19 protein-coding genes are annotated in these 23,221 nt (G+C 64.2%); 13 read left to right on the forward strand and 6 right to left on the reverse strand.

Annotation, left to right across the window (positions count from 1 at the left end):
* The first annotated feature begins 33 nt into the window (after positions 1-33).
* Positions 34-600 carry an HNH endonuclease gene (locus tag ACO055_RS12385; RefSeq protein WP_422059187.1) on the forward strand — a complete coding sequence of 189 codons (567 nt, stop codon included), beginning with the start codon at positions 34-36 and terminating at the stop codon, positions 598-600.
* A gap of 361 nt (positions 601-961) precedes the next feature.
* Here ACO055_RS12385 and ACO055_RS12390 read toward each other — a convergent pair whose 3' ends face one another.
* Together ACO055_RS12390 and ACO055_RS12395 are read right to left on the reverse strand one after the other, a co-directional pair.
* Entirely contained in the window at positions 962-1,168 is a 207-nt protein-coding gene (locus tag ACO055_RS12390; protein WP_422059188.1) for a hypothetical protein, read from the reverse strand.
* A 67-nt stretch (positions 1,169-1,235) separates the two neighbouring features.
* Positions 1,236-2,759 (reverse strand): hypothetical protein, encoded by a 1,524-nt coding sequence (locus tag ACO055_RS12395; protein ID WP_422059190.1) that lies wholly within the window; start codon positions 2,757-2,759, stop codon positions 1,236-1,238.
* A 739-nt stretch (positions 2,760-3,498) separates the two neighbouring features.
* On the opposite strand from ACO055_RS12395, the gene ACO055_RS12400 reads away from it, so the two are divergent.
* Both ACO055_RS12400 and ppc read left to right on the forward strand, forming a co-directional pair.
* The gene (locus ACO055_RS12400) at positions 3,499-3,912 is read left to right on the forward strand and encodes a YbaY family lipoprotein (protein ID WP_422059191.1); all 414 of its coding nucleotides are present in this window, start codon (positions 3,499-3,501) and stop codon (positions 3,910-3,912) included.
* A gap of 64 nt (positions 3,913-3,976) precedes the next feature.
* Entirely contained in the window at positions 3,977-6,655 is a 2,679-nt protein-coding gene (ppc, locus tag ACO055_RS12405) for a phosphoenolpyruvate carboxylase (RefSeq protein ID WP_422059192.1), read from the forward strand.
* Between the two features lie 81 nt (positions 6,656-6,736).
* On the opposite strand, the gene ACO055_RS12410 is transcribed toward ppc, so the two are convergent.
* The 4 genes from ACO055_RS12410 to ACO055_RS12425 form a co-directional block, all read right to left on the reverse strand.
* Complete coding sequence (locus ACO055_RS12410) at positions 6,737-7,258, reverse strand: hypothetical protein (protein ID WP_422059193.1); 522 nt, start codon at positions 7,256-7,258, stop codon at positions 6,737-6,739.
* 527 nt (positions 7,259-7,785) lie between these two features.
* On the reverse strand, positions 7,786-8,589 hold the full coding sequence (locus ACO055_RS12415; RefSeq protein WP_422059194.1) for an SDR family oxidoreductase: 804 nt from the start codon (positions 8,587-8,589) through the stop codon (positions 7,786-7,788).
* Between the two features lie 123 nt (positions 8,590-8,712).
* Complete coding sequence (locus ACO055_RS12420) at positions 8,713-9,831, reverse strand: acyl-CoA dehydrogenase family protein (RefSeq protein ID WP_422059195.1); 1,119 nt, start codon at positions 9,829-9,831, stop codon at positions 8,713-8,715.
* A 150-nt stretch (positions 9,832-9,981) separates the two neighbouring features.
* Complete coding sequence (locus ACO055_RS12425; RefSeq protein WP_422059196.1) at positions 9,982-11,163, reverse strand: acyl-CoA dehydrogenase family protein; 1,182 nt, start codon at positions 11,161-11,163, stop codon at positions 9,982-9,984.
* 170 nt (positions 11,164-11,333) lie between these two features.
* Between ACO055_RS12425 and ACO055_RS12430 the strand changes: the two genes are divergently transcribed.
* The 10 genes from ACO055_RS12430 to ACO055_RS12475 all read left to right on the forward strand — a co-directional run bounded on the left by ACO055_RS12430 (position 11,334) and on the right by ACO055_RS12475 (position 23,154).
* Positions 11,334-12,191 carry an SDR family NAD(P)-dependent oxidoreductase gene (locus ACO055_RS12430; RefSeq protein WP_422059197.1) on the forward strand — a complete coding sequence of 286 codons (858 nt, stop codon included), beginning with the start codon at positions 11,334-11,336 and terminating at the stop codon, positions 12,189-12,191.
* Positions 12,188-13,633: an MFS transporter gene (locus ACO055_RS12435; RefSeq protein ID WP_422059198.1), complete on the forward strand. Its 1,446-nt coding sequence runs from the start codon at positions 12,188-12,190 to the stop codon at positions 13,631-13,633. The genes ACO055_RS12430 and ACO055_RS12435 overlap by 4 nt, the downstream gene beginning before the upstream one ends.
* Positions 13,634-13,743: 110 nt before the next feature.
* Entirely contained in the window at positions 13,744-15,033 is a 1,290-nt protein-coding gene (locus ACO055_RS12440; RefSeq protein ID WP_422059199.1) for an acyl-CoA dehydrogenase family protein, read from the forward strand.
* A 172-nt stretch (positions 15,034-15,205) separates the two neighbouring features.
* Positions 15,206-16,297, forward strand: coding sequence for a Zn-dependent alcohol dehydrogenase (locus tag ACO055_RS12445; RefSeq protein WP_422059200.1), 1,092 nt, complete (start codon positions 15,206-15,208; stop codon positions 16,295-16,297).
* The gene (locus ACO055_RS12450; protein WP_422059201.1) at positions 16,294-17,361 is read left to right on the forward strand and encodes a phosphotransferase family protein; all 1,068 of its coding nucleotides are present in this window, start codon (positions 16,294-16,296) and stop codon (positions 17,359-17,361) included. The genes ACO055_RS12445 and ACO055_RS12450 overlap by 4 nt, the downstream gene beginning before the upstream one ends.
* Positions 17,358-18,131, forward strand: coding sequence for an SDR family NAD(P)-dependent oxidoreductase (locus ACO055_RS12455; RefSeq protein ID WP_422059202.1), 774 nt, complete (start codon positions 17,358-17,360; stop codon positions 18,129-18,131). The genes ACO055_RS12450 and ACO055_RS12455 overlap by 4 nt, the downstream gene beginning before the upstream one ends.
* A 1-nt stretch (position 18,132) precedes the next feature.
* On the forward strand, positions 18,133-18,936 hold the full coding sequence (locus ACO055_RS12460) for an SDR family NAD(P)-dependent oxidoreductase (protein WP_422059203.1): 804 nt from the start codon (positions 18,133-18,135) through the stop codon (positions 18,934-18,936).
* 13 nt (positions 18,937-18,949) lie between these two features.
* Positions 18,950-19,897: an aldo/keto reductase family protein gene (locus tag ACO055_RS12465; RefSeq protein ID WP_422059204.1), complete on the forward strand. Its 948-nt coding sequence runs from the start codon at positions 18,950-18,952 to the stop codon at positions 19,895-19,897.
* Positions 19,894-21,096, forward strand: coding sequence for a serine hydrolase domain-containing protein (locus ACO055_RS12470; protein ID WP_422059205.1), 1,203 nt, complete (start codon positions 19,894-19,896; stop codon positions 21,094-21,096). The genes ACO055_RS12465 and ACO055_RS12470 overlap by 4 nt, the downstream gene beginning before the upstream one ends.
* 24 nt (positions 21,097-21,120) lie before the next feature.
* Positions 21,121-23,154, forward strand: coding sequence for a 3-hydroxyacyl-CoA dehydrogenase NAD-binding domain-containing protein (locus tag ACO055_RS12475; protein WP_422059206.1), 2,034 nt, complete (start codon positions 21,121-21,123; stop codon positions 23,152-23,154).
* Positions 23,155-23,221: the final 67 nt, after the last annotated feature.

Consider the following 23,221-nt stretch of genomic DNA (forward strand, 5'->3'; position numbering starts at 1 on the left):
GCCGAGAAGCGAAGGGGGCAGCGTTACCAAGCCATGTTCCATCCCGATCTTGCCCGGCATCCCGATTCCTGTCCGGCTCTCGTCCTCAACGCAGACTATACGCCGCTGAGCTATTATCCCCTGAGCCTGTGGCCGTGGCAGACCGCGGTCAAGGCGGTTTTCCTCGACCGCGTCACCATCGTCGAGAATTACGACCGCGAGATCCACTCGCCGACGCGGACGATGCCGATCCCCAGCGTCATCGCGCTGCGCCAATATGTGAAGCCGTCGCAATATCCGGCGTTCACGCGCTTCAACCTGTTCCTGCGCGACCGTTTCTCGTGCCAATATTGCGGGTCGGGCAAGGACCTGACCTTTGACCATGTCATCCCGCGCCGGCTGGGCGGACGCACGACGTGGGAAAATGTCGCGACCGCCTGTGCGCCGTGCAACCTGAAGAAGGGTGGCCGGACGCCGCAGCAGGCGCATATGCCGATCTATCGCCAGCCGTGGCGGCCGACGAGCTGGCAGTTGCAGGACAATGGCCGGGCGTTCCCGCCGAACTATCTGCACACGAGCTGGATCGACTGGCTGTATTGGGATGTCGAGCTGGAAGGCTGAGTGGCATCGATATTCGGCGCGGGGCGGCTTTGCGTTAGCCGGTTGCCTTTTCCACTCCGTCACCCCGGACTTGAACCGGCATCCATGACAGCGCCCGTTGCGTGGACCCCGGATCAAGTCCGGGGGGTATAGTGATAGGAAGTAAAAATCCCTGGGCAGCCTTAGGATACCTCGCCCTTCTCATAGGAACACAATGCCAAAATTCACATTCAACGAACGTGCCGGAATCGACCCCATAAACGAGGTCCGGCCAAGGAGCTGTGTGCGCGGCCATATGAAATGAGGGCCGTAAATAAATTGCCTTTATCTCTCAGGCTGCGCCGCGAGAAGACATCCCAAATTGCCGCAATAATGACTATGCTCAAGACCGAGATATTTTCGCTTTCGGGGGACTCCAAATAGAAATAAAATTCTCATCAAAAAACTCAATTATTAAATCTTCTTCAGAAAAATTTGCTTCAATGACTATTTCCTGTTCGGGATCTGCATCTTCTCTATTTGTCCACGGCTCAAGCATAACCCCAAGCTGGGATAGTGACCTGTTCTTTATTACAATTTTTTTGATCATATCAACTACCAGTTTTTCAAGACTTCTTCCATCAACTTTGCTCTCTGAGTGGCTACCTCTCCACCCTTTAATCCTGTAGCAGCAGCAGCCCTATACATATCGCGAGCAGATAGCGGCTGACCGTCGGCTGATTGAGCGCCGGATGATAATCGAGAGCGACCTGATTGGGGTGCCCCGCCAACGTCGCTTGAACAATCTGGTGCCATAGATCGCAGTGCCAACGCGCGGTGCCATCCCGAAGAACGGTGGGGTGCGGGATAGGCATGCCGGCTGGCGCGCCGGCATCAACATATGGTTTGCGCAAATGGCCAAGCCCGTGCGCCGATATCTTGCGCATGATCGGCGAGCCGATCGCCGTCAGATTGAAGAGGGCATAGCGCTTCGACGAAATGGCCAGGCAATAGAGCGGTTCCAATCCGCCGCCGTCGAGGCCGTCGTTTACGTCCTCGATCTTGAGGATCGATCCGCCGAACTCATAGGGGTTGAGCGGTTCGAACCAATCGACGATCGTTCGGACGCGAGCGGTGAAATCCTCTCCGTCCATTTCGTCGGGCTTCGCAAAAGCCATGCTATCGGTGTCGCAAAAGCTCCAATCCAGTCCGGCATCGGTCGCGAGCTTTTCTGAGATGGCCAGCATCAACCGCGCCGCCCCCGTTATCAGCGTCGCGAGCAGCGGATGGAAATAGCTCCCCGGCATTTCCGCCTTGTCGGTATCGAGCGTGAATTGCTCGGCGGTCGAATTGAAGATCGTCACCGATCGCGGTTGCGGCCGATCCTCGACATTGACCTCGACCCAAATTCCGTAGCTGGTCGAGTTGGCGCAAATTTTGAGGGCGTTTTGTTCGATGTTGAGCCGCTCGCGCTCGTCGGACGGGGCATCATTCATTTGCCGCTTGGTCGCTTGGCGCAGTTCGATAACCCGTTTGAAGAAATCATCCTTGTAGGGATCGACGCGGTACGCGGGGTTTCCGGCAATATTGATCGGCTGTAATCCGTCCTGCGGCGCGCCCGCTTCGAATGCCATAGCCTCCACAATCTCCGGCGCTTTGCCGGTGAGCAGCTTGGCAGCGATGCAATCCGCAAAGGTGAACCACATTGGGTGCGGCGAGGTAAGAAGGTTCGCGCCAATCGTTGGCTGGCCCTCGCCGCAATAGTCGGCTCGCACGGGGAAAATATCGGCGTCGGGTTTGACCCGGACGATCATATTGAGCGTAGCCCAGGTATCCGATGTCCGCAGCGCATCGAGGTCGATGCTGTCGATAAGGTCGCGGGCCTCATCGGTGGCATCCCGCCACGTCATGCCGTTGGCGATGACAAACTGCCAAAGGTTCATGAGCGTGCAGACGGTGGGATACATCGACAAGAAATCGCAGAGCATCACTTGCCGGATTTCGCGGCGGATGCGGACCTCCGATCGCCCCCCATAGTATGTGCCCATGATGTTGCCGATGAGCTGGGCGGGGAATTCAGGCTGAGCTTTGCGCCACGGTTTGATGTCAATTTGCTTGAGATAGGCTTTGCCGATTCCCGCTTCGCTGTAGATTTTTTCCGGAATGCTGCGGTCGAGCTTCAAATCGACAAATCGGGCCATCAATTCGGCAAAGCATTCCCAACTCGCTTGGGTATCGCGCACGGCATATGTCAGGATATCATCGGTAATAGGTCCGTCGAAATTCTCAAAATCCAATTTGGGATTGGGAATTTCAAGGAATTGCGAAAGGCTTTTGAGCGAAAAAGACTTTGCAAAGAGCGCCGCTGCTAGCGTTTTGAGATCGATGAAATGGCCGCGTCGGACGGGCGATTTCATACCGCGACGCCGTTGTCCCCGTGAATCCGGATTGCCCATTGACGCGCCCTCGCTAAGTGGAACAGCTTACACAAATTCAATACGTGCACCGATGCTAATCGCAGAAGACCAGGAAGCTTACGTCGTCGCGCTCACTGGATGGCGGGGAGTGATGATTATCAAAATATCCGACGGAGAAATCGTCTTCAATAAACCCCAAAACTGGGCGTCATTCGATCGATGGCAACTCGTAATAGAAGACGGCGGCGAGGAAATCCCCATCGCTAATTTTGGATCAGCCGCCTAACTCTAATCTCACATTCCGCCGTGAGCTTACCACCCGCATAACCTGCCGCCGATCTAATTTCTCCAGCTATCACTATACCCCCCGGATCAAGTCCGGGGTGACGATGGTGGGGACGATCGTGGGGACGATGGCGGTGACGATGGCGGGCAGGTCGGCTCGCGATCGAGAACCGACTTCCATCGCCGCTCTGCACGCTATAAACCTTTGCCATCGAAGGCGGCTTCAAGGAGACGGCAAATGGTTCGTACAATCGTTCTGGGGCTTTCCGCGTTGGCGCTGACCGCCTGCGCGACGACCGTGCCCGCCGACCGGACGGTCGCCGTCACCGGCAGCATCGCCTATCGCGAGAGGATCGCGCTGCCGCCGACGGCGCAGATCGAGGTGCGGCTCGACGACGTCAGCCTGGCCGACGCGCCGGCGCGCAACATGGCGACGCAAAGCTTCGCCGCCGAAGGCAAGCAGGTGCCCTTTGCGTTCAGCCTGACGGTCGACCGCGCCGACATCGATCCGCGGCACAGCTATGCGGTCGCCGCGCGAATCACCGATGCTGACGGCACGCTGCTGTTCATCACCGACACGCGCAACTCTGTTGCGTTCGACGAGCGGTCGGTGATCGACCTGGGGCTGTTGAAACTCGTCAAGACGAACTGATCTGTCGCCAGCATAGCTATGCGCCGCTTGACGCTGTGCCTTCGCAGGTGCAGCAAAGCGGGCCATGGGACCGCCGATCCAGATCAGCCAGAACCCCGACATCCGCTATCTGGGGCGGATCCTCGGCGACGTCATCCGCGCCTATGGCGGCGAAAAGCTGTTCCGGCAGACCGAATATATCCGCTCGGCGAGCGTCGACCGCCACCGCGGCATCGCGGGCGCCGAAGCGATCGATCCGGGGCTCGACGCGCTGAGCCTTGACGATACGGTCGCGTTCGTCCGCGGATTCATGCTGTTCTCGATGCTCGCCAACCTGGCCGAAGACCGGCAGGGGATCGCCGCCGAGCCCGAAGCGACCGTCGCCGCGGCGCTCGAAAAGCTGCGCGCCGACGGGATCGACGGCGATGCGGTGGCCGCGCTGCTCGGCGCGGCGCTGGTCGCGCCGGTGCTGACCGCGCACCCGACCGAAGTGCGGCGCAAGTCGATGCTCGACCACAAGAACCGCATCGCCGAGCTGATGGCGCTGCGCGATACCGGCGCCGACGAGACCGCCGAGGGCGACATCGTCGAGGAAGCGATCCGCCGGCAGATCGTCCTGTTGTGGCAGACGCGCCCGCTCAGGATGGAGAAATTGTTCGTCGCCGACGAGATCGACAATGCGCTGACCTATTTGCGCGACGTCTTCCTGCCGGTGCTGCCCAAGCTGTACGCGCGATGGGAGCATGAGCTGGGGCAGCGGCCGGCGAGCTTTCTGCGCGTCGGCAGCTGGATCGGCGGCGACCGCGACGGCAATCCGTTCGTCACGGCCGAGACGCTGCAGATGGCAACCGCGCGCAATGCCGCGGCGGTGCTCGGCCATTATGCCGACGCGGTACATCGCCTGGGCGCCGAGCTGTCGGTGTCGTCGGGGCTCGCGCCGGTGCCCGATGCGGTCGAGGCGCTGGCCGAAGCGAGCGGCGACAGCGCGCCGAGCCGCCGCGACGAACCCTATCGCCGCGCCCTGTCGGGCCTTTATGCGCGCGTGTGCGCAACCTATGCCGCGATCGTCGGCAAGGCGCCGCCGCGGCCGTCGGCGCTGAAGGGCGAAGCGTACAAAACCCCCGCCGATTTCCGCCGCGACCTGATCGTCATCGCGAACGGGCTGTCGGCGGGCGGCGAAGGCCAGCTCGTCGGGATCGGCGCGCTCGGCCGGCTGATCCGCGCCGTCGAAGTGTTCGGCTTTCACCTCGCGACGCTCGACATGCGGCAGAACAGCGCGGTGCACGAACGCGTGCTCGCCGAACTGCTCGACGTGTCGGGGGTCTGCGCCGATTATCGGGCGCTGGACGAAGAGGCACGCATCGCGTTGCTGACGGCCGAGCTGCAAAGCGACCGGCCGCTCGCCGCGCCGTGGCATGCGTGGAGCGAGGAGACCGCGGGCGAGCTTGCGATCGTCCACGCCGCCGCCGACATCCGCCAGCGGCTGGGCCCGGATGCGATCTGCCAGTGGATCATTTCGATGGCGCAGGATTTGTCCGACCTGCTGGAAGTGCATGTCCTGGCGCGCGAGGCGGGGCTGTGGCGCAGCGGCGCCGAGGCGGGCGCGGGCAATCTGATGGTCGTGCCGCTGTTCGAGACGATCGCCGACCTCGACCGCGCGCCCGCGATCATGGCGCGCTATTTCGCGATGCCCGAAGTCGGCCCGCAGATCGGCGTGCGCGGGCATCAGGAAGTGATGATCGGATATTCCGATTCGAACAAGGACGGCGGTTATCTGACTTCGACCTGGGGGCTGCACCAGGCGTCGCAGGCGCTGACCCCGGTGTTCGACGCCGCCGATACCGCGATGCAATTGTTCCACGGCCGCGGCGGCGCGGTGGGGCGCGGCGGCGGCAGCGCCTTCGCGGCGATCCGCGCGCAGCCCGCGGGGACGGTGCAGGGCCGCATCCGCATCACCGAACAGGGCGAAGTGATCGCGGCGAAATATGGCACCGCCGACAGCGCGGCCGCCAATCTGGAAGCGATGGTGTCGGCAAGCCTGCTGGCGAGCCTGGAGCCCGAAGCGCTCGGCGATGGCGATTGCGGGCGCTTTACCGCTGCGATGGACGCTTTGTCCGATACCGCCTTCGCCGCCTATCGCGGGCTGGTCTATGAAACCGAGAGCTTCAAGGATTTCTTTCGCGCGATGACGCCGATCGCCGAAATCGCGACGTTGAAGATCGGATCGCGCCCGTCGAGCCGCACCAAGAGCAGCGCGATCGAGGATCTGCGCGCGATCCCCTGGGTGTTCAGCTGGGCGCAGTCGCGCACCATGCTGCCCGGCTGGTTCGGGACGGGCGAAGCGTTTGCCGCGTTCGGCGACAAGGCGCTGTTGTCCGACATGGCGCAGAGCTGGCCCTTTTTCGGCGCGCTGCTCGGCAATATGGAGATGGTGCTCGCCAAGTCCGACATCGGTATCGCGGCGCGCTATGCCGAGCTTGCGGGCCATATCGACGGGCATGACGCGATCTTCGGCCGCATCCGCGACGGCTGGCACCGCGCGCACGATGGGCTGCTGACGATCACCGGCCAGTCGCGCCTGCTCGAAAAGAATCCGGCGCTCGAGGCGTCGATCCGCCTGCGGCTGCCCTATATCGAGCCGCTCAACCTGCTCCAGATCGAGCTGATGAAGCGCCACCGCGCCGGCGAGACCGACCCGCAGATCGGCGAAGGCATCCAGCTGACGATCAATGCGATCGCGACGGCGCTGCGGAACAGCGGATAATCTTGTGCACCCCGGCGCAAGCCGACGCCCATCTTCGCGCTTCGCACCAGGCCCCGGCTTTCGCCGGGGAGCACATCCGGCTCAACTCTTGATGATCGTCACATCGCCCTTGGTATTCGCGCCGTCGGCGCCGAATTTGATCGTGAAGTCGTCGCCATCCTTGGTCGTTCCGCGCAGCGTGTCGCCCGCGCGCTGAATCTGGATATTCTTCTTGGCGAATTCGGCGACCATCCAGTCGGCGGCCTTGGCGGGTGCCGCCGGCGAGGTGAAGCCCAGTTCGACCGTTGCCTTGTCGCCGCTGTCGCCATTGTCGCGCGCATCGACGTTGACCGTCGTGACGTTGCTGCCCGGATAGAGCTTCACGCCGTCGATGTCGAAATCGCCGGCGACGTCGAGGTCGACGAAATCGGGAATCTTCATGTCGATGCCGACGCCGTCGCCGCCGATCTTGATCCGGCCGCTGCCGTCCTTGTTCGAGCTGATCTGGACGCCGCCCTTGCCGTCGCCGGCATTGATCGAAATCTGGGGCGCATCCTTTTTCTCCTCGCTCTGCCCGCAGGCGGCGAGGAGCATCATCGGGGGAACGAGGAAAGCGAGACGCATGGCAAATCTCCTTGGTGCATTAGTTGGATAATACACCCTGGGATCGCATGAGTCAATCGGACTACGCCATTCGTCATGCTGACCTTGTTTCAGCATCCACGGCCAGGCCTTGCTGAAAACGTTCGATGGCAGGCCATGGATCCTGAACATGTTTGGCGATTATCCCACTGGGACAAGGAAGGGGCGTTCCCCCCGCGAAGGCGGGGGGCCAGCGACAAGGAATGACGCGCGCGGCAGTGTGCGCTTCGACGCTTCGCGTCGAGGCTGGACCCCCGCCTTCGCGGGGGAACATATATTGCTCCCATGGGATATACCCGGATCAAGCCTGTCCTGAGCCTGTCGCAGGGTCCGGGGTGACGGGGGATGGAGGACGGCCGGGTCGAATGCCCCCTTCGTCATGCCGGACTTGATCCGGCATCCATCCTTGCGGCGCGGGCGTGGACCCCGGATCAAGTCCGGGGTGACGAATGAAGGGCGTCAGGCGTCAGGCGTCGGACGGGCGTCGGGCGTCGGGCGTCTGAAGGGCGTCAGGCGTCGATGCTGCTCCGCACATCGCCGTGGACCAGGCCGCCGTCGACGGTGATCGTGTCACCGACGACATAGTCGCCCGCTTTCGACGCGAGGAAGATCGCGGCGCCGGCCATATCCTCGGGCACGCCGATGCGCTTGACCGGAATGCCTTGCGACACCGCGTCGCCATGGTCGCGCGCCGCCTTGTTCATGTCCGACTGGAACGCGCCGGGCGCGATCGCGGTGACGATGATATGATCGTGCACCAGCCGCGCCGCCATGCGCTTGGTCAGATAGAGGATCGCCGCCTTCGACGCGTGATAGCTCCAGGTTTCCCATGGATTGAGCCGCATGCCGTCGATCGAGCCGATGTTGATCACCTTCGCCGGCCGCGCGTGCGTTCCGCCTGCCTTGAGCAGCCCGTGCAGCGCCTGCGTCAGGAAGAAGGGCGACTTGACGTTGATGTCCATCACCTTGTCCCAGCCCGCTTCGGGAAAACCCTCGAACGGTTCGCCCCATGCCGCGCCGGCATTGTTGACGAGAATGTCGAGGCGTTCCTCGCGCGCTTCGAGTTCCTTGGCGAGCGACCGGCAGCCCTCGACGGTCGCGAGGTCGACCGGCAGGCCGATGACCTTGCCCGGATAGCGCGTCTCGAAATCGGCGACGGCTTCCTCGATCTGCGCGCTCTTGCGCGCCGAGATATAGACGCGCGCGCAGCCCGCGGCGAGATAGCCCTCGACGATCATCTTGCCGATGCCGCGCGAGCCGCCGGTGACGAGTGCGATGCGGCCGTCGAGGCCGAACATATCCTGGAGGTTCATGGCGTTATCCTTTCCTAAGCCCCTCCCTTTCAGGGGAGGGGTCGGGGTGGGGTTTATCGGGGTAGCGCAAGGCCGCGAGACCCCGCCCCCAGCCCCTCCCCTGAAAGGGAGGGGTGAAAGAGATCAGTACCCGTTCATCCGGGCGACCTGGTCGATGTGATAATGCACGTCGCCCATATATTCGGCGAGCGCGCGGTCGCGTTTCATATAGAGGCCGATGTCATATTCGTCGGTCATGCCGATGCCGCCGTGCATCTGGACGCCTTCGCGTACCGCGAGGTTCGCGGCGCGGCCGGCCTTGGCCTTGGCGACCGAGACCATCAGCTTCGCGCCGTCGCTGCCCTGATCGAGCAACTCCTGCGCCTTCATCACCGTGGCGCGCGCCACTTCCATCTCGCCATAGAGATGCGCGGCGCGGTGCTGAAGGCCCTGGAATTCGCCGATCAGCTTGCCGAACTGCTTGCGTTCCTTGAGGTAGGTGACGGTCATGTCCATCGCGCCCTGCCCGACGCCGACCATTTCGGCGGCGGCCCCGGTGCGGGTCGCCGCGAGCAGCGCGTCGAGGATGTCGCCGCCGGCATCGACTTCACCGATCACCGCATCAGCATCGACCTCGACGCCGTCGAGCGTGACATGGCTCGCGAGGCTGGAGTCGACGAGGCGGCGCGGGTCGGCGGTGACGCCCTTTGCGTCCCGGGGCACCGCGAACAGGGTGATCCCGCCGTCGGTCTTTGCCGCGACGATGCTCATGTCGGCGACATGGCCGTGGAGGACGAAGCTTTTCTTGCCGTCGAGGCGGAAGCCGTTGCCGGCGCGCGTCGCGGTGGTCGCAATGCGGTCGGGACGGTGCTTGGCGCCTTCGTCGATCGCGAGCGCGACGATCGCCTCGCCCCCGGCGATCGCGGGCAGCCAGCGGCCGGCCTGCGTGCCGCCCGCCTTCGCAAGCGCGGCGACCGCGCCGACGCTGGTCGACAGGAACGGCGACGGGGTCAGGTTGCGGCCGATTTCCTCGAGCACGATGCCCGCCTCGATATGCCCCATGCCGAGCCCGCCGTGCGCTTCGGGAACGAGCATGCCGGGCAGACCCATTTCGGTGAACTGCGCCCACAGATCGCGCGAGAAGCCGGTGGCGTCGGCGCTGTCGCGGAGCTTGCGCAGGTGCGACACCGGCGCCTGTTCGGCCACGAAGGGCGCGACGCTGTCCTTGAGCATCGCCTGGTCGTCATTGTGGTAGAGTGGCATTCTGTTTCTCCACTAGCCCCTCCCCTTCATCGGAGGGGTTGGGGTGGGGTTTATCGGGGTAGCGCAGGGCCGATGGACCCCACCCGCTGCGACTAGGGAGCGAGCTCCCAAGTCTCGCTGCCCTCCCCTGAAGGAGAGGGCTTGACTGTTTTACGCCCCCGGCAAATCCAAAATCCGCTTGGCGATGACGTTGAGCATGACTTCGCTCGTCCCGCCTTCGATCGAATTGGCCTTGGTGCGCAGCCAGCCGCGCGCGCGCGCGCCACCCTTGGTCTCTTCGCTGTCCCATTCGAGCGCTTCGCTGCCACCACCCGACATGACGAGTTCGTGCCGGCGCTTGTTGAGCTCGGTCCCGACATATTTCATCATGTTTGACGACGCCGGATGCGCGCGGCCGGTCTTCCACATATCCATGAAACGCTCGCCCATCGCGCGATAGGCAAAGACGTCGGTGTCGAACGCCGCCATTTCGGCGCGCAGGATCGGATCGTCGAGTTCGCCCGCTTCATTCTTGCCGAACGCCCTGGCAAAGGCGCCGCCGATGCTGACCATGTCGCCGCCCGCACCGCCGCCCGAGATCATCTCGCGTTCGTGGCCGAGCAGATATTTGGCGACGTCCCAGCCGCGGTTGATCTCGCCGATAAACTGCGTCTTGGGCACTTCGACATCATCGAAAAACGTCTCGCAGAAGGGGCTGTTGCCGCTGATCAGCAGGATCGGCTTGGTCGTGACGCCCTTGCTCGCCATGTCGAAGAGCATGAAGGTGATGCCCTGATATTTGTTCGCCTTGTCGGTGCGGACGAGGCAGAAAATCCAGTCGGCCTTGTCGGCGTAGCTGGTCCAGATCTTCGACCCGTTGACGACCCAGTGATCGCCCTTGTCTTCGCCGAACGTCTGCAAGCTGACGAGGTCGCTGCCCGAGCCGGGTTCCGAATAGCCCTGGCACCAGCGGATTTCGCCGCGCGCGATCGGGTTCAGATACTGGACCTTCTGCTCTTCGGTGCCGAATTGCAGCAGCGCCGGGCCGAGCATCCAGATGCCGAAGCTGTCGAGCGGCGAGCGCGCGTTGATGCGCTTCATTTCCTGTTTGAAGACCTTGGTCTGCTCTGCGGTCAGGCCGGCGCCGCCATAGGGCCTGGGCCAGTCGGGGACGGTATAGCCCTTCGACACACAGGCTTCGAGCCATTGCTTTTGCGCGTCGTTCTTGAACACCCAGTTGCGACCGCCCCAGCAGACATCGCCTTCCTCGCGGATGGGTTCGCGCATTTCGGGGGGGCAATTGGCTTCCAGCCACGCGCGCACTTCGGCGCGAAAGGCGTCCAGTTCGCTCATCTTTCAGGCTCCTCTTCTGACGGCGAACCTAAGGCCGGAGCGCTGCTTTACGCAAGCGTCAACTTGAGCGCGCAAACCGCCGTTACGGCGCCGTAGCGTCACCCAGCGGGCCGTTGACGCGCCTCTCCGCGCGCCTAAGTTGCGTGGCAAAATAAAACGGGAGCAGAGATATGCGATTCGCAGGCAAAACCGCCGTCGTCACCGGCGCAGCATCGGGCATCGGCAAAGCCACCGTGCTGAAACTCGCGAGCGAAGGCGCGCATGTCTTTGCCGCCGACATCGACGAAGCCGGCGGCCAAGCGCTCGCCGCGGCATCGAACGGCAAGATCGATTTCGTCCGCTGCGACGTCACCCGGCCCGAAGATATCGAAGCGCTGATGAATGAAGCCGCCCAGAAAGCCGGCGGCATCGACATCCTGTTCAACAATGCCGCCGCCGGCGGCGACCGCGCGCCGATCGACGAGATCACGCCCGAGGGCTGGGACCGGACGATGGACCTGGTGCTGAAATCGGTCGCGATGGGCATTCGCTATGCCAGCCCGCACATGAAGGGCCGCAAGGGTGCATCGATCGTCAACACCGCCAGCGTCGCGGCGCTGGGCGCGGGCTATTCGCCGACCGCCTATGCCGTCGCCAAGGCGGGCGTGCTGCACCTGAGCAAGGTCGCGGCGACCGATCTGGCGCAATATGGCATCCGCGTGAACGCGATCTGCCCGGGCTTCATCAACACCAATATCTTCACCGCCTCGCTCGACGTGCCCGACGAGCTGAAGGGTCAGGCGAATGCGGTGATCGCGGGGATGAGCGCGCAGGCGCAGCCGGTCGCGCGCGGCGGGATGCCCGACGATATCGCCAATGCGGTCGCGTATCTTGCGAGCGAGGAATCGAGCTTCATGACCGGCACGCATCTGCTCGTCGATGGCGGGCTGACGATCGGCCAGCGCCATGCGTGGGACAAGGAAACGCCCGGGATGTTCGACGCGCTGCTGGCGATGGAGGAGGCCGCCAAGGCAGGAGCCGCGGCGTGACGACTGCCGCCAAGCTGCCTCTACGGCTGAAGCTGGGGCATGGCCTCGGCAGCATCGCCTATGGCGTCAAGGACAACGGCTTTTCGACCTTTCTGCTGATCTATTACAACCAGGTCCTCGGCATGGACGCGAAGCTGGTGAGCTTTGCGCTGCTCGTCGCGCTGGTGCTCGACGCCTTTGTCGATCCGGTCGTCGGCCATATGTCCGACCGCACCTACACGCGCTGGGGCCGCCGCCTGCCCTGGCTCTATCTGGCGCCGATCCCGCTCGGCATCGCGTGGCTGTTCCTGTGGGCACCGACCGATCCGGCGCATATCAGCTTCGGCTATCTCGTCGGGGTCGCGTTCGTCGTCCGCGCGCTGGTGTCGGCGTGCGAAGTGCCCTCGGTCGCGCTCGTCCCCGAGCTGACGCGCGACTATGACGAGCGCACCGGGCTGATGCGCTTTCGCTATCTGTTCGGATGGGCCGGCGGATTGCTGATGCTGTTCCTGGCCTATGGCGTGTTCCTGGTCCCCGACGCCGAGCATAAGGTCGGCCAGCTCAACCCCGTCGGTTACTGGAAATACGGGCTGTTCGGCGGCCTGCTGATGGCGGCGGCGGTGCTGCTGTCGGCGGCGGCGCAGCATCGCTGGGCGGCGCGGCTGCCCGAGCGCAAGCCCGAGCCTTTCTCGCTCGGCGCCGCTTTCTCGGAGATTCGCGAGGCCTTTTCGCACCCGGCGTTTCTGGTGCTCTTTTTCGCGGGGGCGCTGGCTTACACGAGCCAGGGGATCACCTTCTCGATCGCCAATTACCTGTACCTCTATGTCTGGCGCTTTTCGCAGGACGCGTTCCAGCTTTATCCGCTGCTGTTGTTCCTCAGCGTCATCGGCAGCTTTTTCCTCGTCGCGCCGATGCACAAGCGTTGGGGCAAGCGCTGGTCGGCGATCGGTTCGGGGCTGCTCGGCGTCGGTTTCTGGGTGACTCCCTTCGCGCTTCGCTATGTCGACGCCTGGCCGACCGAAGGATCGGTCCAGTCGACCGCGGGCCTGTTCGCCTTCTTCTTCTTCGCCAATGTGTTCAGCGTGATCGTGATGATCTCCGGATCGTCGATGATCGCCGACATCGTCGAGGCGTCGGAGGTCGAAACCGGCAAGCGCACCGAGGGCACCTTCTTCGCGGGCAATTTCTTCATGCAGAAATGCGCGACCGGGCTCGGCATCTTCGCGACCGGGATGATCGTCTCGCTCGCGGGCATGCCCGAAAAGGCGCAGCCGGGCGCCGTCGACAAACAGGTGATCGACGATCTGACGCTTTATTATTGCGCTATCATCCTGGTCCTGGCGATCGTCTCGTCGATGATCTTCACCCGCTTTCCGATCGAGCGCGCTGACCATGAGGCGCGGCTGAAGCTGCTCGACGAGGCCGCGCGCGCCGACGCCGACGCGTCCGGAGCGCACCCGTAACGCAAAATGTCACGAAGCGGCGGAAGGATGTAATTTTCCGTTCGCAGCCCTTGGCAAGGCAGGCGAATCGGTCCAAGGGTTTACGTAAACGTAAAGGGAAAGGAACGCAGATGGACTTCGATCTCACCGACCGGCAGACGCATTGGCGCGACCGGGTGCGCGAGTTCATCGAGCGCAAGGTCCGCCCCGCGGTGCCGACGTATAACGAACAGGACAAGGCCGGCGACCGCTGGAAAGTCATCCAGATCGTCGAGGATCTGAAGGCCGAGGCGAAGGCCGCGGGCATCTGGAACCTGTTCATGCCGCCCAAGTCGGGCGCGCATCACCATGTCGACGACACGTTCGCGTTCGAAGGCCCCGGCCTGTCCAACCTGGAATATGCGCTGTGCGCCGAGGAAATGGGCCGCGTCGGTTTCGCGAGCGAAGTGTTCAACTGCTCGGCGCCCGACACCGGCAACATGGAAGTGTTCCATCGCTATGGCACCCGCGCGCAGAAGGAAAAATATCTCGGCCGCCTGATGAACGGCGAGATCCGTTCGGCCTTTCTGATGACCGAGCCGCGCGTCGCTTCGTCCGACGCGACGAACATCGAAACGCGGATCGAGCGCGACGGCGACGATTATGTCATCAACGGCACCAAATGGTGGTCGTCGGGTGCCGGCGATCCGCGGTGCGAAATCGCGATCGTGATGGGCAAGACCGATTTCGCCGCCAAGCGCCACGCGCAGCAGTCGATGGTGCTGATGCCGCTGAACGCGCCGGGGGTGAACATCCTGCGCCACCTGCCCGTCTTCGGCTATGACGACGCGCCGCACGGCCATATGGAAATCGAGCTGAAGGACGTTCGCGTCAACGCCGAGGAAGCAATGCTGCTGGGCGAAGGGCGCGGTTTCGAAATCGCGCAGGGCCGGCTCGGGCCGGGCCGGATCCACCACTGCATGCGCACGATCGGCGTCGCCGAGGAAGCGATCGCCAAGATGGCGAAGCGCCTTCAGTCGCGCGTCGCTTTCGGCAAGAAGGTCGCCGAATACAGCATCTGGGAACATCGCCTGGCGCGCGCCCGCATCGACATCGAAATGACGCGCCTGCTGTGCCTGAAGGCCGCCGACATGATGGACAAGGTCGGCAACAAGGCCGCCGCGGCCGAGATCGCGATGATCAAGGTGCAGGCGCCGAACATGGCGCTGCAGATCATCGACGATGCGATCCAGGCGCACGGCGGCGGCGGCGTGTCCGAGGATTTCGGCCTGGCCAAAGCCTATGCCCACCAGCGCACGCTGCGCCTGGCCGACGGCCCCGACGAAGTCCATGAGCGCGCCATCGCGCGGATCGAATTCGCCAAGCACAGCGAAGCAAGCGAGCCCGGTTTTTCGTCGGGCGACATCGGCGTTTCGCGGTAAACGCATCAACCGACGCCGAATATCGTCATTGCGAGGAGCGAAGCGACGAAGCAATCTCCAGCCATCGGCCCTGCGCCATGATCCAAACTGGAGATTGCTTCGCTCCGCTCGCAAAGACGGGAATGGATAAGCGGGTGTTGCCCTGCAAAAATGGGAAAGGTTTCAGTTCCAGATGACCAAAGCCGCCATATTGATCGAGCCCGGCAAGCCCTTGCAGATCGAAGATGTCGTCATCGACAAGCCCGGCCCGCATGAAGTGCTGATCCGCACCGCCGCGTGCGGGCTGTGCCATTCGGACCTGCATTTCATCGACGGCGCCTATCCGCACCCTTTGCCCGCGATCCCCGGCCATGAGGCCGCCGGCATCGTCGAAGCGGTCGGCAGCGAAGTGCGCACGGTCAAGGTCGGCGATGCGGTCGTCACCTGCCTCAGCGCCTTTTGCGGCCACTGCGAATATTGCGTCACCGGGCGCATGTCGCTGTGCATGGGCGGCGACACGCGTCGCGCCGCCGGAGCGGCGCCGCGCATCACCCGGCCCGACGGGTCGCCGGTCAACCAGATGCTGAACCTCAGCGCCTTTTCCGAGGCGATGCTCGTCCATGAACATGCCTGTGTGCGCATCGACCCCGACATGCCGCTCGACCGCGCTGCGGTGATCGGCTGCGCAGTGACCACCGGCGCGGGCACGATCTTCAACGCGTGCAAGGTGACGCCGGGCGAGACCGTTGCGGTCGTCGGCTGTGGCGGAGTCGGGCTCGCGACGATCAACGCCGCGAAGATCGCGGGCGCGGGGCGCATCATCGCCGCCGACCCGGTTCCCGAAAAGCGTGCGCTGGCGATCAAGCTGGGCGCGACCGATGTCGTCGATGCCATGGACGCAGACGCCGCGAAGCAGATCATCGAGCTGACCAAAGGCGGCGTCGACCACGCAATCGAAGCCGTCGGCCGCCCCGCATCGGCAAGCCTGGCGGTCGCGTCGCTGCGCCGCGGCGGCACCGCGACGATCCTGGGCATGATGCCGCTGTCCGAAAAGGTCGGGCTCAGCGCGATGGACCTGCTGTCGGGCAAGAAGTTGCAGGGCGCGATCATGGGCGGCAACCGCTTCCCCGTCGACATCCCGCGCCTGGTCGATTTCTATCTGCGCGGCCTGCTCGACCTCGACAGCATCGTCGCCGAGACGATCCCGCTCGAGCAGATCAACGAAGGGTTCGAGAAGATGAAGAAAGGCGACGCCGCACGGTCGGTGATCGTATTCGATCAATGACGTTAGACGCCCAAAAGGCCTTTAGCGGCACCGTCGCGCCCGAAGGCGCGGATATCCTCGACGAAGCGAAGCTGACGGCATGGATGGAAGCCCATGTCGAAGGATTCAAAGGCCCGCTGACCCAGCATAAATTCGCCGGCGGCCAGTCGAATCCGACGTACAAGATTGCGGCCGCGTCGGGCAATTATGTGCTGCGGCGCAAGCCCTATGGCCCGTTGCTGCCGTCGGCGCACGCCGTCGACCGCGAATATAAGGTGCAGGCCGGACTGTATAAGACCGGCTTTCCCGTGGCGCGGCAATACGGCCTTTGCACCGATGACAGCGTCACGGGCAGCTGGTTCTATGTGATGGGCATGGTCGACGGCCAGACGATCTGGGACGGCGCGATGCCGGGGTCGACCCCCGAAAATCGCCGCGCGACCTATGACGCGATGATCGACACGCTGGCGGCGCTGCACAATGTCGATGTCGAAGCCGCGGGCCTGTCCGACTTTGGCAAGCCGGGCAATTATTTCGGCCGCCAGGTCGACCGCTGGACCAAGCAATATCGCCTCGCCGAGACCGAGACGATGGACGAGATGGAAAAGCTGATCGCTTTCCTTCCCGCCAGCCTGCCCGAACAGACGCGCACCAGCGTCGTCCATGGCGACTATCGTATCGACAACATGATCTATGCCAAGGATCGGCCCGAAGTGCTGGCGGTGCTCGACTGGGAGCTGTCGACCTTGGGCGATCCGCTCGCCGATTTCACCTATGTCGCGATGGCGTGGGTCACCGAAAATGGCGGGCGATCGGGGGTGATGGACCTCGACCGCGCGGCGCTCGGCATTCCCGAGCTCGACGAGATGGTCACCCGCTATTGCGCCGCCACCGGCCGCGACGGGGTGCCCGACATGAACTGGTATTTCGCCTATAATTTCTTCCGCCTCGCGGGGATCATCCAGGGCATCAAGAAGCGCGTGATCGAGGGCACCGCCTCGTCGCAGCACGCCAAGGATATGTCCGAACGCGTGCGCCCGCTCGCCGAAAGAGCGTGGGACTTTGCCCGGAAAGCAGGGGCATGAACCTGTTCGACATGAGCGGCCAGGTCGCGCTGATCACCGGATCGTCGCGCGGCATCGGCAAGGCAATCGCCGAGGCAATGGCGTTTCACGGCGCCAAGGTCGTGATCTCGAGCCGCAAGCAGGATGCGTGCGACGCCGTGGCGGCCGAGCTCAACGCCCAATATGGCGCCGGCACCGCCATCGCGATCGCCGCGAACATCTCGTCGAAGGAGGGGCTCCAGAATCTGGTCGACGAGACGGTCGCGGCGCTCGGCCCGATCACCGCGCTCGTCTGCAACGCCGCGTCGAACCCCTATTACGGGCCATCGGCGGGGATCAGCGACGACCAGTTCCGCAAGATCATGGAAAACAACATCCTGTCGAACCACTGGCTGGCGCATATGTGCGCCCCGGCGATGCTGGCGGCGGGCAAGGGATCGATCACGATCATCAGCTCGATCGGCGGGCTCAAGGGTTCGTCGATCCTGGGTGCCTATGCGATTTCAAAGGCCGCCGACATGCAGATGGCGCGCAATCTGGCTGACGAGTTCGGGCCGCAGGGCGTGCGGGTCAACTGCATCGCGCCGGGGCTGATCAAGACCGATTTCGCGCGCGCGCTGTGGGAAAATCCGGAGAATCTGGAAGTCTCGACGCGGCGATCGTCGCTCCGCCGGATCGGCGAACCCGAAGAGATCGCGGGAGCCGCGGTGTTCCTTGCCAGCCGCGCGGGCGGTTTTACCACGGGCCAGACGATCGTCATCGACGGCGGCAACACTTCGAGCGGAGGATAATATGGGCGCTTTGGACGGCAAGATCGCGATCATCACGGGCGCGGGTTCGGGCATCGGGCGCGCGAGCGCGCTGCGCTTCGCCGCCGAAGGCGCAAAGCTCGTCATCGGCGACAAGACCGCGGCGGTGCACGAAACCGCGCAGCTGGTGACGGATGCCGGCGGCGAAGCGGTCGCGCTGGAAATCGATGCCGGCATCGAAGCCGACGTCGCAAAGCTCGTCGCGACCGCCAAGGACAGCTATGGCGGCCTCGACATCGCGTTCGCCAACGCCGGAATCATCGGCGACATGGGCGGCATCTTCGATTTCGACCCCGCCGCCTGGGCCGAGACGCTGCGCGTCAACCTGATCGGTCCCGCGCTGATGGTGAAGCATGCCGGCAAGGCGATGGTCGATCAGGGACGCGGCGGCGCGATCGTCCTCACCGCGAGCGTCGCGGGGATCAATTCGGGTGCCGGCCCCGGCGCCTATTCGGCATCGAAGGCGGGCGTCATCAATCTTGCCAAGGTCGCGGCGCAGCAGCTGTCGACGAGCGGCGTGCGCGTCAACGCGGTGTGCCCCGGCCTGACCGAGACCGGGATGACCAAGCCGACCTTCGACTATGCCAAGGCGAAGGAAGTCACGCATAAGCTGGGCCAGCTCAACCCGCTTCGCCGCGCTGCGCAGCCCGAAGAGCTCGCCAATGTTGCGCTTTTCCTTGCAAGCGACCAGGCCAGTTACGTCAATGGCCAGGCGATCGCGGTCGACGGCGGGCTGACCAGCTCGCACCCGGTGACGCGCCAGTTGCTGGGCCAGACCTCGCACTAAGGGAGTAAGCACGATGCAATATCGTGATCTTGGCGACAGCGGCATCCGGGTTTCGGCGATCTGCCTTGGCAGCTGGCTGACCTATGGCGTCGGGGTCGACGACAGCGACGGCCGCGCGTGCATCGACGCGGCGTTCGATGCGGGCATCGACTTCATCGATACCGCGAATATCTATGGCCGCGGCGCGGCCGAGGAATTTCTCGGGCGCGCGCTGAAAGGCCGGGCGCGCGACAGCTATGTCCTGGCGACCAAGCTTTTCTTCCCGATGACCGAGAGCGATCGCGGCCTGTCCGCCGCGCAGGTGGCGAAACAGATCGACGCCAGCTTGGCGCGGCTCCAGACCGACCATGTCGATCTCTATCAATGCCACCGCTATGACCCCGACACCCCGCTCGAGGAGACGATGGACGCACTGAGCGCCGTCGTGCGCAGCGGCAAGGCGCGCGCGATCGGCTTTTCCGAATGGGCGCCCGAGCAGATCGAGGCCGCGGTCGCGCTGGCGCCGCAGTCGGTCAAATTCGTGTCGAGCCAGCCGCAATACAGCCTGCTCTATCGCCGTCCCGAGGCCAAGGTGATCCCGATCAGCATCGCGAACGGCATCGGCCAGATCGTCTGGTCGCCGCTGGCGATGGGCGTGCTCAGCGGCAAATATGCGCCCGGCAGCGCCCCGCCCGAGGGCAGCCGCGCGGCGAGCGACGACGAGCAATATATGCGCAATTTCCTGAACGATCCGGTGCTCGAGGCGGTGCAGAAACTGAAGCCCGTCGCCGACAAGGCCGGATGCTCGATGGCGCAGCTCGCGATCGCGTGGGTGCTGGCGCAGCCGGGGATCACGAGCGCGATCATCGGCGCGCGGCGTCCCGACCAGCTGAAGGAAACCGTCGCCGCGGCGGACCTGACCATCGACCCCGCGCTGCTCGCCGAAGCCGCCGCCATCCTCGAGGGAGTTCGCGTTTCGTGAGCCACGGATTCGACACCAAGCGCCTCGACCGCATCCCGGCGTTTCTCGCCGCCAAATATGTCGACACCGGCCGCCTGCCGCACGCCGCGACGCTCGTCTCGCGCCGCGGCGAGATCGCGCATCTGTCGTGCATCGGCGAGGGGCGGCCGGGCGAAGCGTTGCAGGAAGACGCGATCTTTCGCATCGCGAGCATGACCAAGCCGATCACGAGCATCGCCTTCATGATGCTGCTCGAAGAAGGCAAGGTCGCGCTGTCGGACCCGCTGGTCAAATTCTGCCCCGAGTTCAAGGACACCGGCGTCTTTGTCGCGGGGGGCGGCAATGTGCCCTTCCTGACCCGCGCGCCCGCGGCGCCGATCCGCATGGTCGACCTGCTGCGCCACACCGCGGGGCTGACCTATGGCTTCCAGGAACGCACCCCTGTCGATGCGGCCTATCGCAAGGCGCGGATCGACGATTTCGACGCCGATTACACGATGGACAGCTTCATCGCCGATCTGGCGAAAATTCCGTTGCAGTTCGATCCGGGCGCGCACTGGAATTATTCGATGGCGACCGACGTGCTCGGCGCGGTGATCGAACGCATCGAGGGCAAGCCGTTCGCGCAGGTGTTGCAGGAGCGCATCTTTGGCCCGCTGGGCATGGTCGACACCGGCTTCAAGGTGCCCGCCGACCAGCAGCACCGGCTGGCCGACGCTTATGCCTTTCATCCCAGGGACAAGAAGCAGGACTTCGACAGCGGTGCCAAGAGCCGCTGGGCGAAGGATCGCAGCTTTCATTCGGGCGGCGGCGGGCTGGCCTCGACCCTCCATGATTATCATCGCTTTTGCCTAATGCTGCTCGGCGGCGGCAAGCTGGGCGATGTGCGGATCGTCAGCCGCAAGACGCTGGCCCTGATGACCTCGAACCACCTGCCCGGCGGCGGCGACCTGACGCAGCATAGCGTCGGCATCTTCAGCGAGGACGAAAATGCCGGGGTCGGGTTCGGCCTGGGCTTTGCCGTCACGCTCGACCCCGCGCTCGCCGGCATTCCGGGTTCGGCGGGCGACTTTTACTGGGGCGGCATGTTTTCGACCGGCTTTTTCGTCGATCCCGTCGAAGAGATCTGCATGGTCTTCATGACCCAGCTCATGCCCTCCTCCACCTATCCCGTCCGGCGCGAGGTCAAGACGCTCGTCCACGCCGCGATCGACGATTGAAATTTGAACCGACAGGAGCATAAGATGTCCGAAGATACCCCCGTCAGCGTGACGATGCAGAAGGATGGCGACGTCGCCGTCGTCATCGTCAACAATCCGCCGGTCAACGCGCTGAGCTGGCACGTCCGCCAAGGCCTGGCCGACCATTTCGCCGCCGCGCTCGCCGATGACGCGATCAAGGCGATCGTGCTGCGCTGCGACGGTTCGACCTTCATCGCGGGCGCCGACATCAGCGAGTTCGGGAAAGCGCCGCGCGGCCCCGATTTCAACGCAGTGCTCAACAGCATCGAACAGGCGACCAAGCCGGTCGTCGCGGCGATCCACGGCACCGCGCTGGGCGGCGGACTCGAAACCGCGCTCGTCTGCCATTACCGCGTCGCCGTTCCCTCGGCGAAGCTCGGCGTTCCCGAAGTGAAGCTTGGCCTGCTGCCCGGTGCTGGCGGCACACAGCGCCTGCCGCGCGTCGTCGGCGTCGAAGCCGCCGCGACGATGGTCTCGACCGGCGATCCGCTGCCCGCGGCGAAAGCGAAGGAGCTCGGCCTGGTCGATGCGCTGGCGAGCGAAGACAGCCTGGCGGCCGACGCGATCGCGTTCGCGCGCAGCAAGATCGCCGACGGCCCGCGCCCGACGCGCGAGCGCCCGGTGTTCGGCGACGTCGCCGTCATCGAACAGCTCAAGACCGCAAACGCCAAGCGCTGGCGCGGCTTCGAGGCGCCTTATGCGAACCTGGCCTGCGTCGAGGCCGCGACGCGCCTGCCCTTCGACGAGGGGCTGGCGTTCGAACGCCAGGAATTCATGAAGCTGATGATGGGCAGCCAGTCGGCGGCACAGCGCCACCTGTTCTTCGCCGAGCGCCAGGCCGCCAAGATCGACGGCCTGCCCAAGGACATCCAGCTGCGCGACATCAAGCGGGTCGGCATCATCGGCGCCGGCACGATGGGCGGCGGCATCATGATGAACTTCCTGCAGAAGGGCGTGCCGTGCACGATCGTCGAGATGCAGCAGGACGCGCTCGACCGCGGGCTGGGCGTCATCCGCAAGAATTACGACGCCTCGGCGGCCAAGGGGCGTTTCAAGCCCGAGCAGGTCGACCAGATGATGGCGCTGATCACGCCGTCGCTGAGCCTCGACGCACTCGCCGACTGCGACCTCATCATCGAGGCGGTCTATGAAGACATGGGCGTCAAGAAAGAGATTTTCGGCAAGCTCGACGCGATCGCGAAGCCCGGCGCGATCCTGGCGTCGAACACGAGCTATCTGAACGTCGACGAGATCGCCGCCTCGACCAGCCGCCCCGGCGACGTCGTCGGCATGCATTTCTTCTCGCCCGCGAACGTCATGAAGCTGCTCGAAGTCGTGCGCGGCGAAAAGACGTCGGACGACGTGCTCGCGACCGCGATGGCGTGGGGCAAGAAGATCGGCAAGGTATCGGTCGTCGCGGGCGTCTGCCACGGCTTCATCGGCAACCGCATGCTCGCACCGCGCCAGATCGAAGCGCAGAAGCTGCTGCTCGAAGGCGCGACGCCGGCGCAGGTCGACAAGGTCCACACCGATTTCGGGATGCCGATGGGACCGTTCCAGATGAGTGATCTGGCGGGTGTCGACATCGGCTGGCACCGCGACCCGAACCGGATCGAAAGCATCCGCGACGCGCTCGCCGCCGAAGGCCGCTGGGGCCAGAAGAAGCAGGCCGGCTTTTACGACTATGACGACAAGCGCAACCCCAGCCCGAGCGCGCGCGTCGAGGAGATCATCGACGAATTCCGCAAGAAGGCAGGGATCGAGAAGCGCGAGATCACCGATCAGGAGATCATCGAGCGCACCCTGTACCCGATGGTCAATGAAGGCGCGCTGATCCTGGAAGAAGGCAAGGCGCAGCGCGCGAGCGACATCGATGTCGTCTGGGTGTTCGGTTATGGCTGGCCGGTGTATCGCGGCGGCCCGATGTTCTGGGCGGGCATCGAGGGCACCGACAAGATCGCCGCGGCGCTGGAGAAGCATGGCTTCACCGTTGCCGCCTCGCTGAAGGAAAAGGCGGCGGCAAAAGCGGGCTTCTGACCCGCGCGCCGATAAGCAATCAAGGGCCGCCTGTCCCGGATCGGGGCGGGCGGCCTTTGTTTTGACC

The organism is Sphingopyxis sp. (assembly GCF_965227415.1).
Taxonomy (GTDB): Bacteria; Pseudomonadota; Alphaproteobacteria; order Sphingomonadales; family Sphingomonadaceae; genus Sphingopyxis.

Excerpts from the sequence above, each read along its gene's own strand:
- ACO055_RS12385 (WP_422059187.1), top strand. The coding sequence starts at position 34 with ATGTTCCATCCCGATCTTGCCCGGCATCCCGATTCCTGTCCGGCTCTC.
- ACO055_RS12390 (WP_422059188.1), bottom strand. The coding sequence starts at position 1,168 with ATGATCAAAAAAATTGTAATAAAGAACAGGTCACTATCCCAGCTTGGG.
- ACO055_RS12395 (WP_422059190.1), bottom strand. The coding sequence starts at position 2,759 with ATGGCCCGATTTGTCGATTTGAAGCTCGACCGCAGCATTCCGGAAAAA.
- ACO055_RS12400 (WP_422059191.1), top strand. The coding sequence starts at position 3,499 with ATGGTTCGTACAATCGTTCTGGGGCTTTCCGCGTTGGCGCTGACCGCC.
- ppc (WP_422059192.1), top strand. The coding sequence starts at position 3,977 with ATGGGACCGCCGATCCAGATCAGCCAGAACCCCGACATCCGCTATCTG.
- ACO055_RS12410 (WP_422059193.1), bottom strand. The coding sequence starts at position 7,258 with ATGCGTCTCGCTTTCCTCGTTCCCCCGATGATGCTCCTCGCCGCCTGC.
- ACO055_RS12415 (WP_422059194.1), bottom strand. The coding sequence starts at position 8,589 with ATGAACCTCCAGGATATGTTCGGCCTCGACGGCCGCATCGCACTCGTC.
- ACO055_RS12420 (WP_422059195.1), bottom strand. The coding sequence starts at position 9,831 with ATGCCACTCTACCACAATGACGACCAGGCGATGCTCAAGGACAGCGTC.
- ACO055_RS12425 (WP_422059196.1), bottom strand. The coding sequence starts at position 11,163 with ATGAGCGAACTGGACGCCTTTCGCGCCGAAGTGCGCGCGTGGCTGGAA.
- ACO055_RS12430 (WP_422059197.1), top strand. The coding sequence starts at position 11,334 with ATGCGATTCGCAGGCAAAACCGCCGTCGTCACCGGCGCAGCATCGGGC.
- ACO055_RS12440 (WP_422059199.1), top strand. The coding sequence starts at position 13,744 with ATGGACTTCGATCTCACCGACCGGCAGACGCATTGGCGCGACCGGGTG.
- ACO055_RS12445 (WP_422059200.1), top strand. The coding sequence starts at position 15,206 with ATGACCAAAGCCGCCATATTGATCGAGCCCGGCAAGCCCTTGCAGATC.
- ACO055_RS12450 (WP_422059201.1), top strand. The coding sequence starts at position 16,294 with ATGACGTTAGACGCCCAAAAGGCCTTTAGCGGCACCGTCGCGCCCGAA.
- ACO055_RS12455 (WP_422059202.1), top strand. The coding sequence starts at position 17,358 with ATGAACCTGTTCGACATGAGCGGCCAGGTCGCGCTGATCACCGGATCG.
- ACO055_RS12460 (WP_422059203.1), top strand. The coding sequence starts at position 18,133 with ATGGGCGCTTTGGACGGCAAGATCGCGATCATCACGGGCGCGGGTTCG.
- ACO055_RS12465 (WP_422059204.1), top strand. The coding sequence starts at position 18,950 with ATGCAATATCGTGATCTTGGCGACAGCGGCATCCGGGTTTCGGCGATC.
- ACO055_RS12475 (WP_422059206.1), top strand. The coding sequence starts at position 21,121 with ATGTCCGAAGATACCCCCGTCAGCGTGACGATGCAGAAGGATGGCGAC.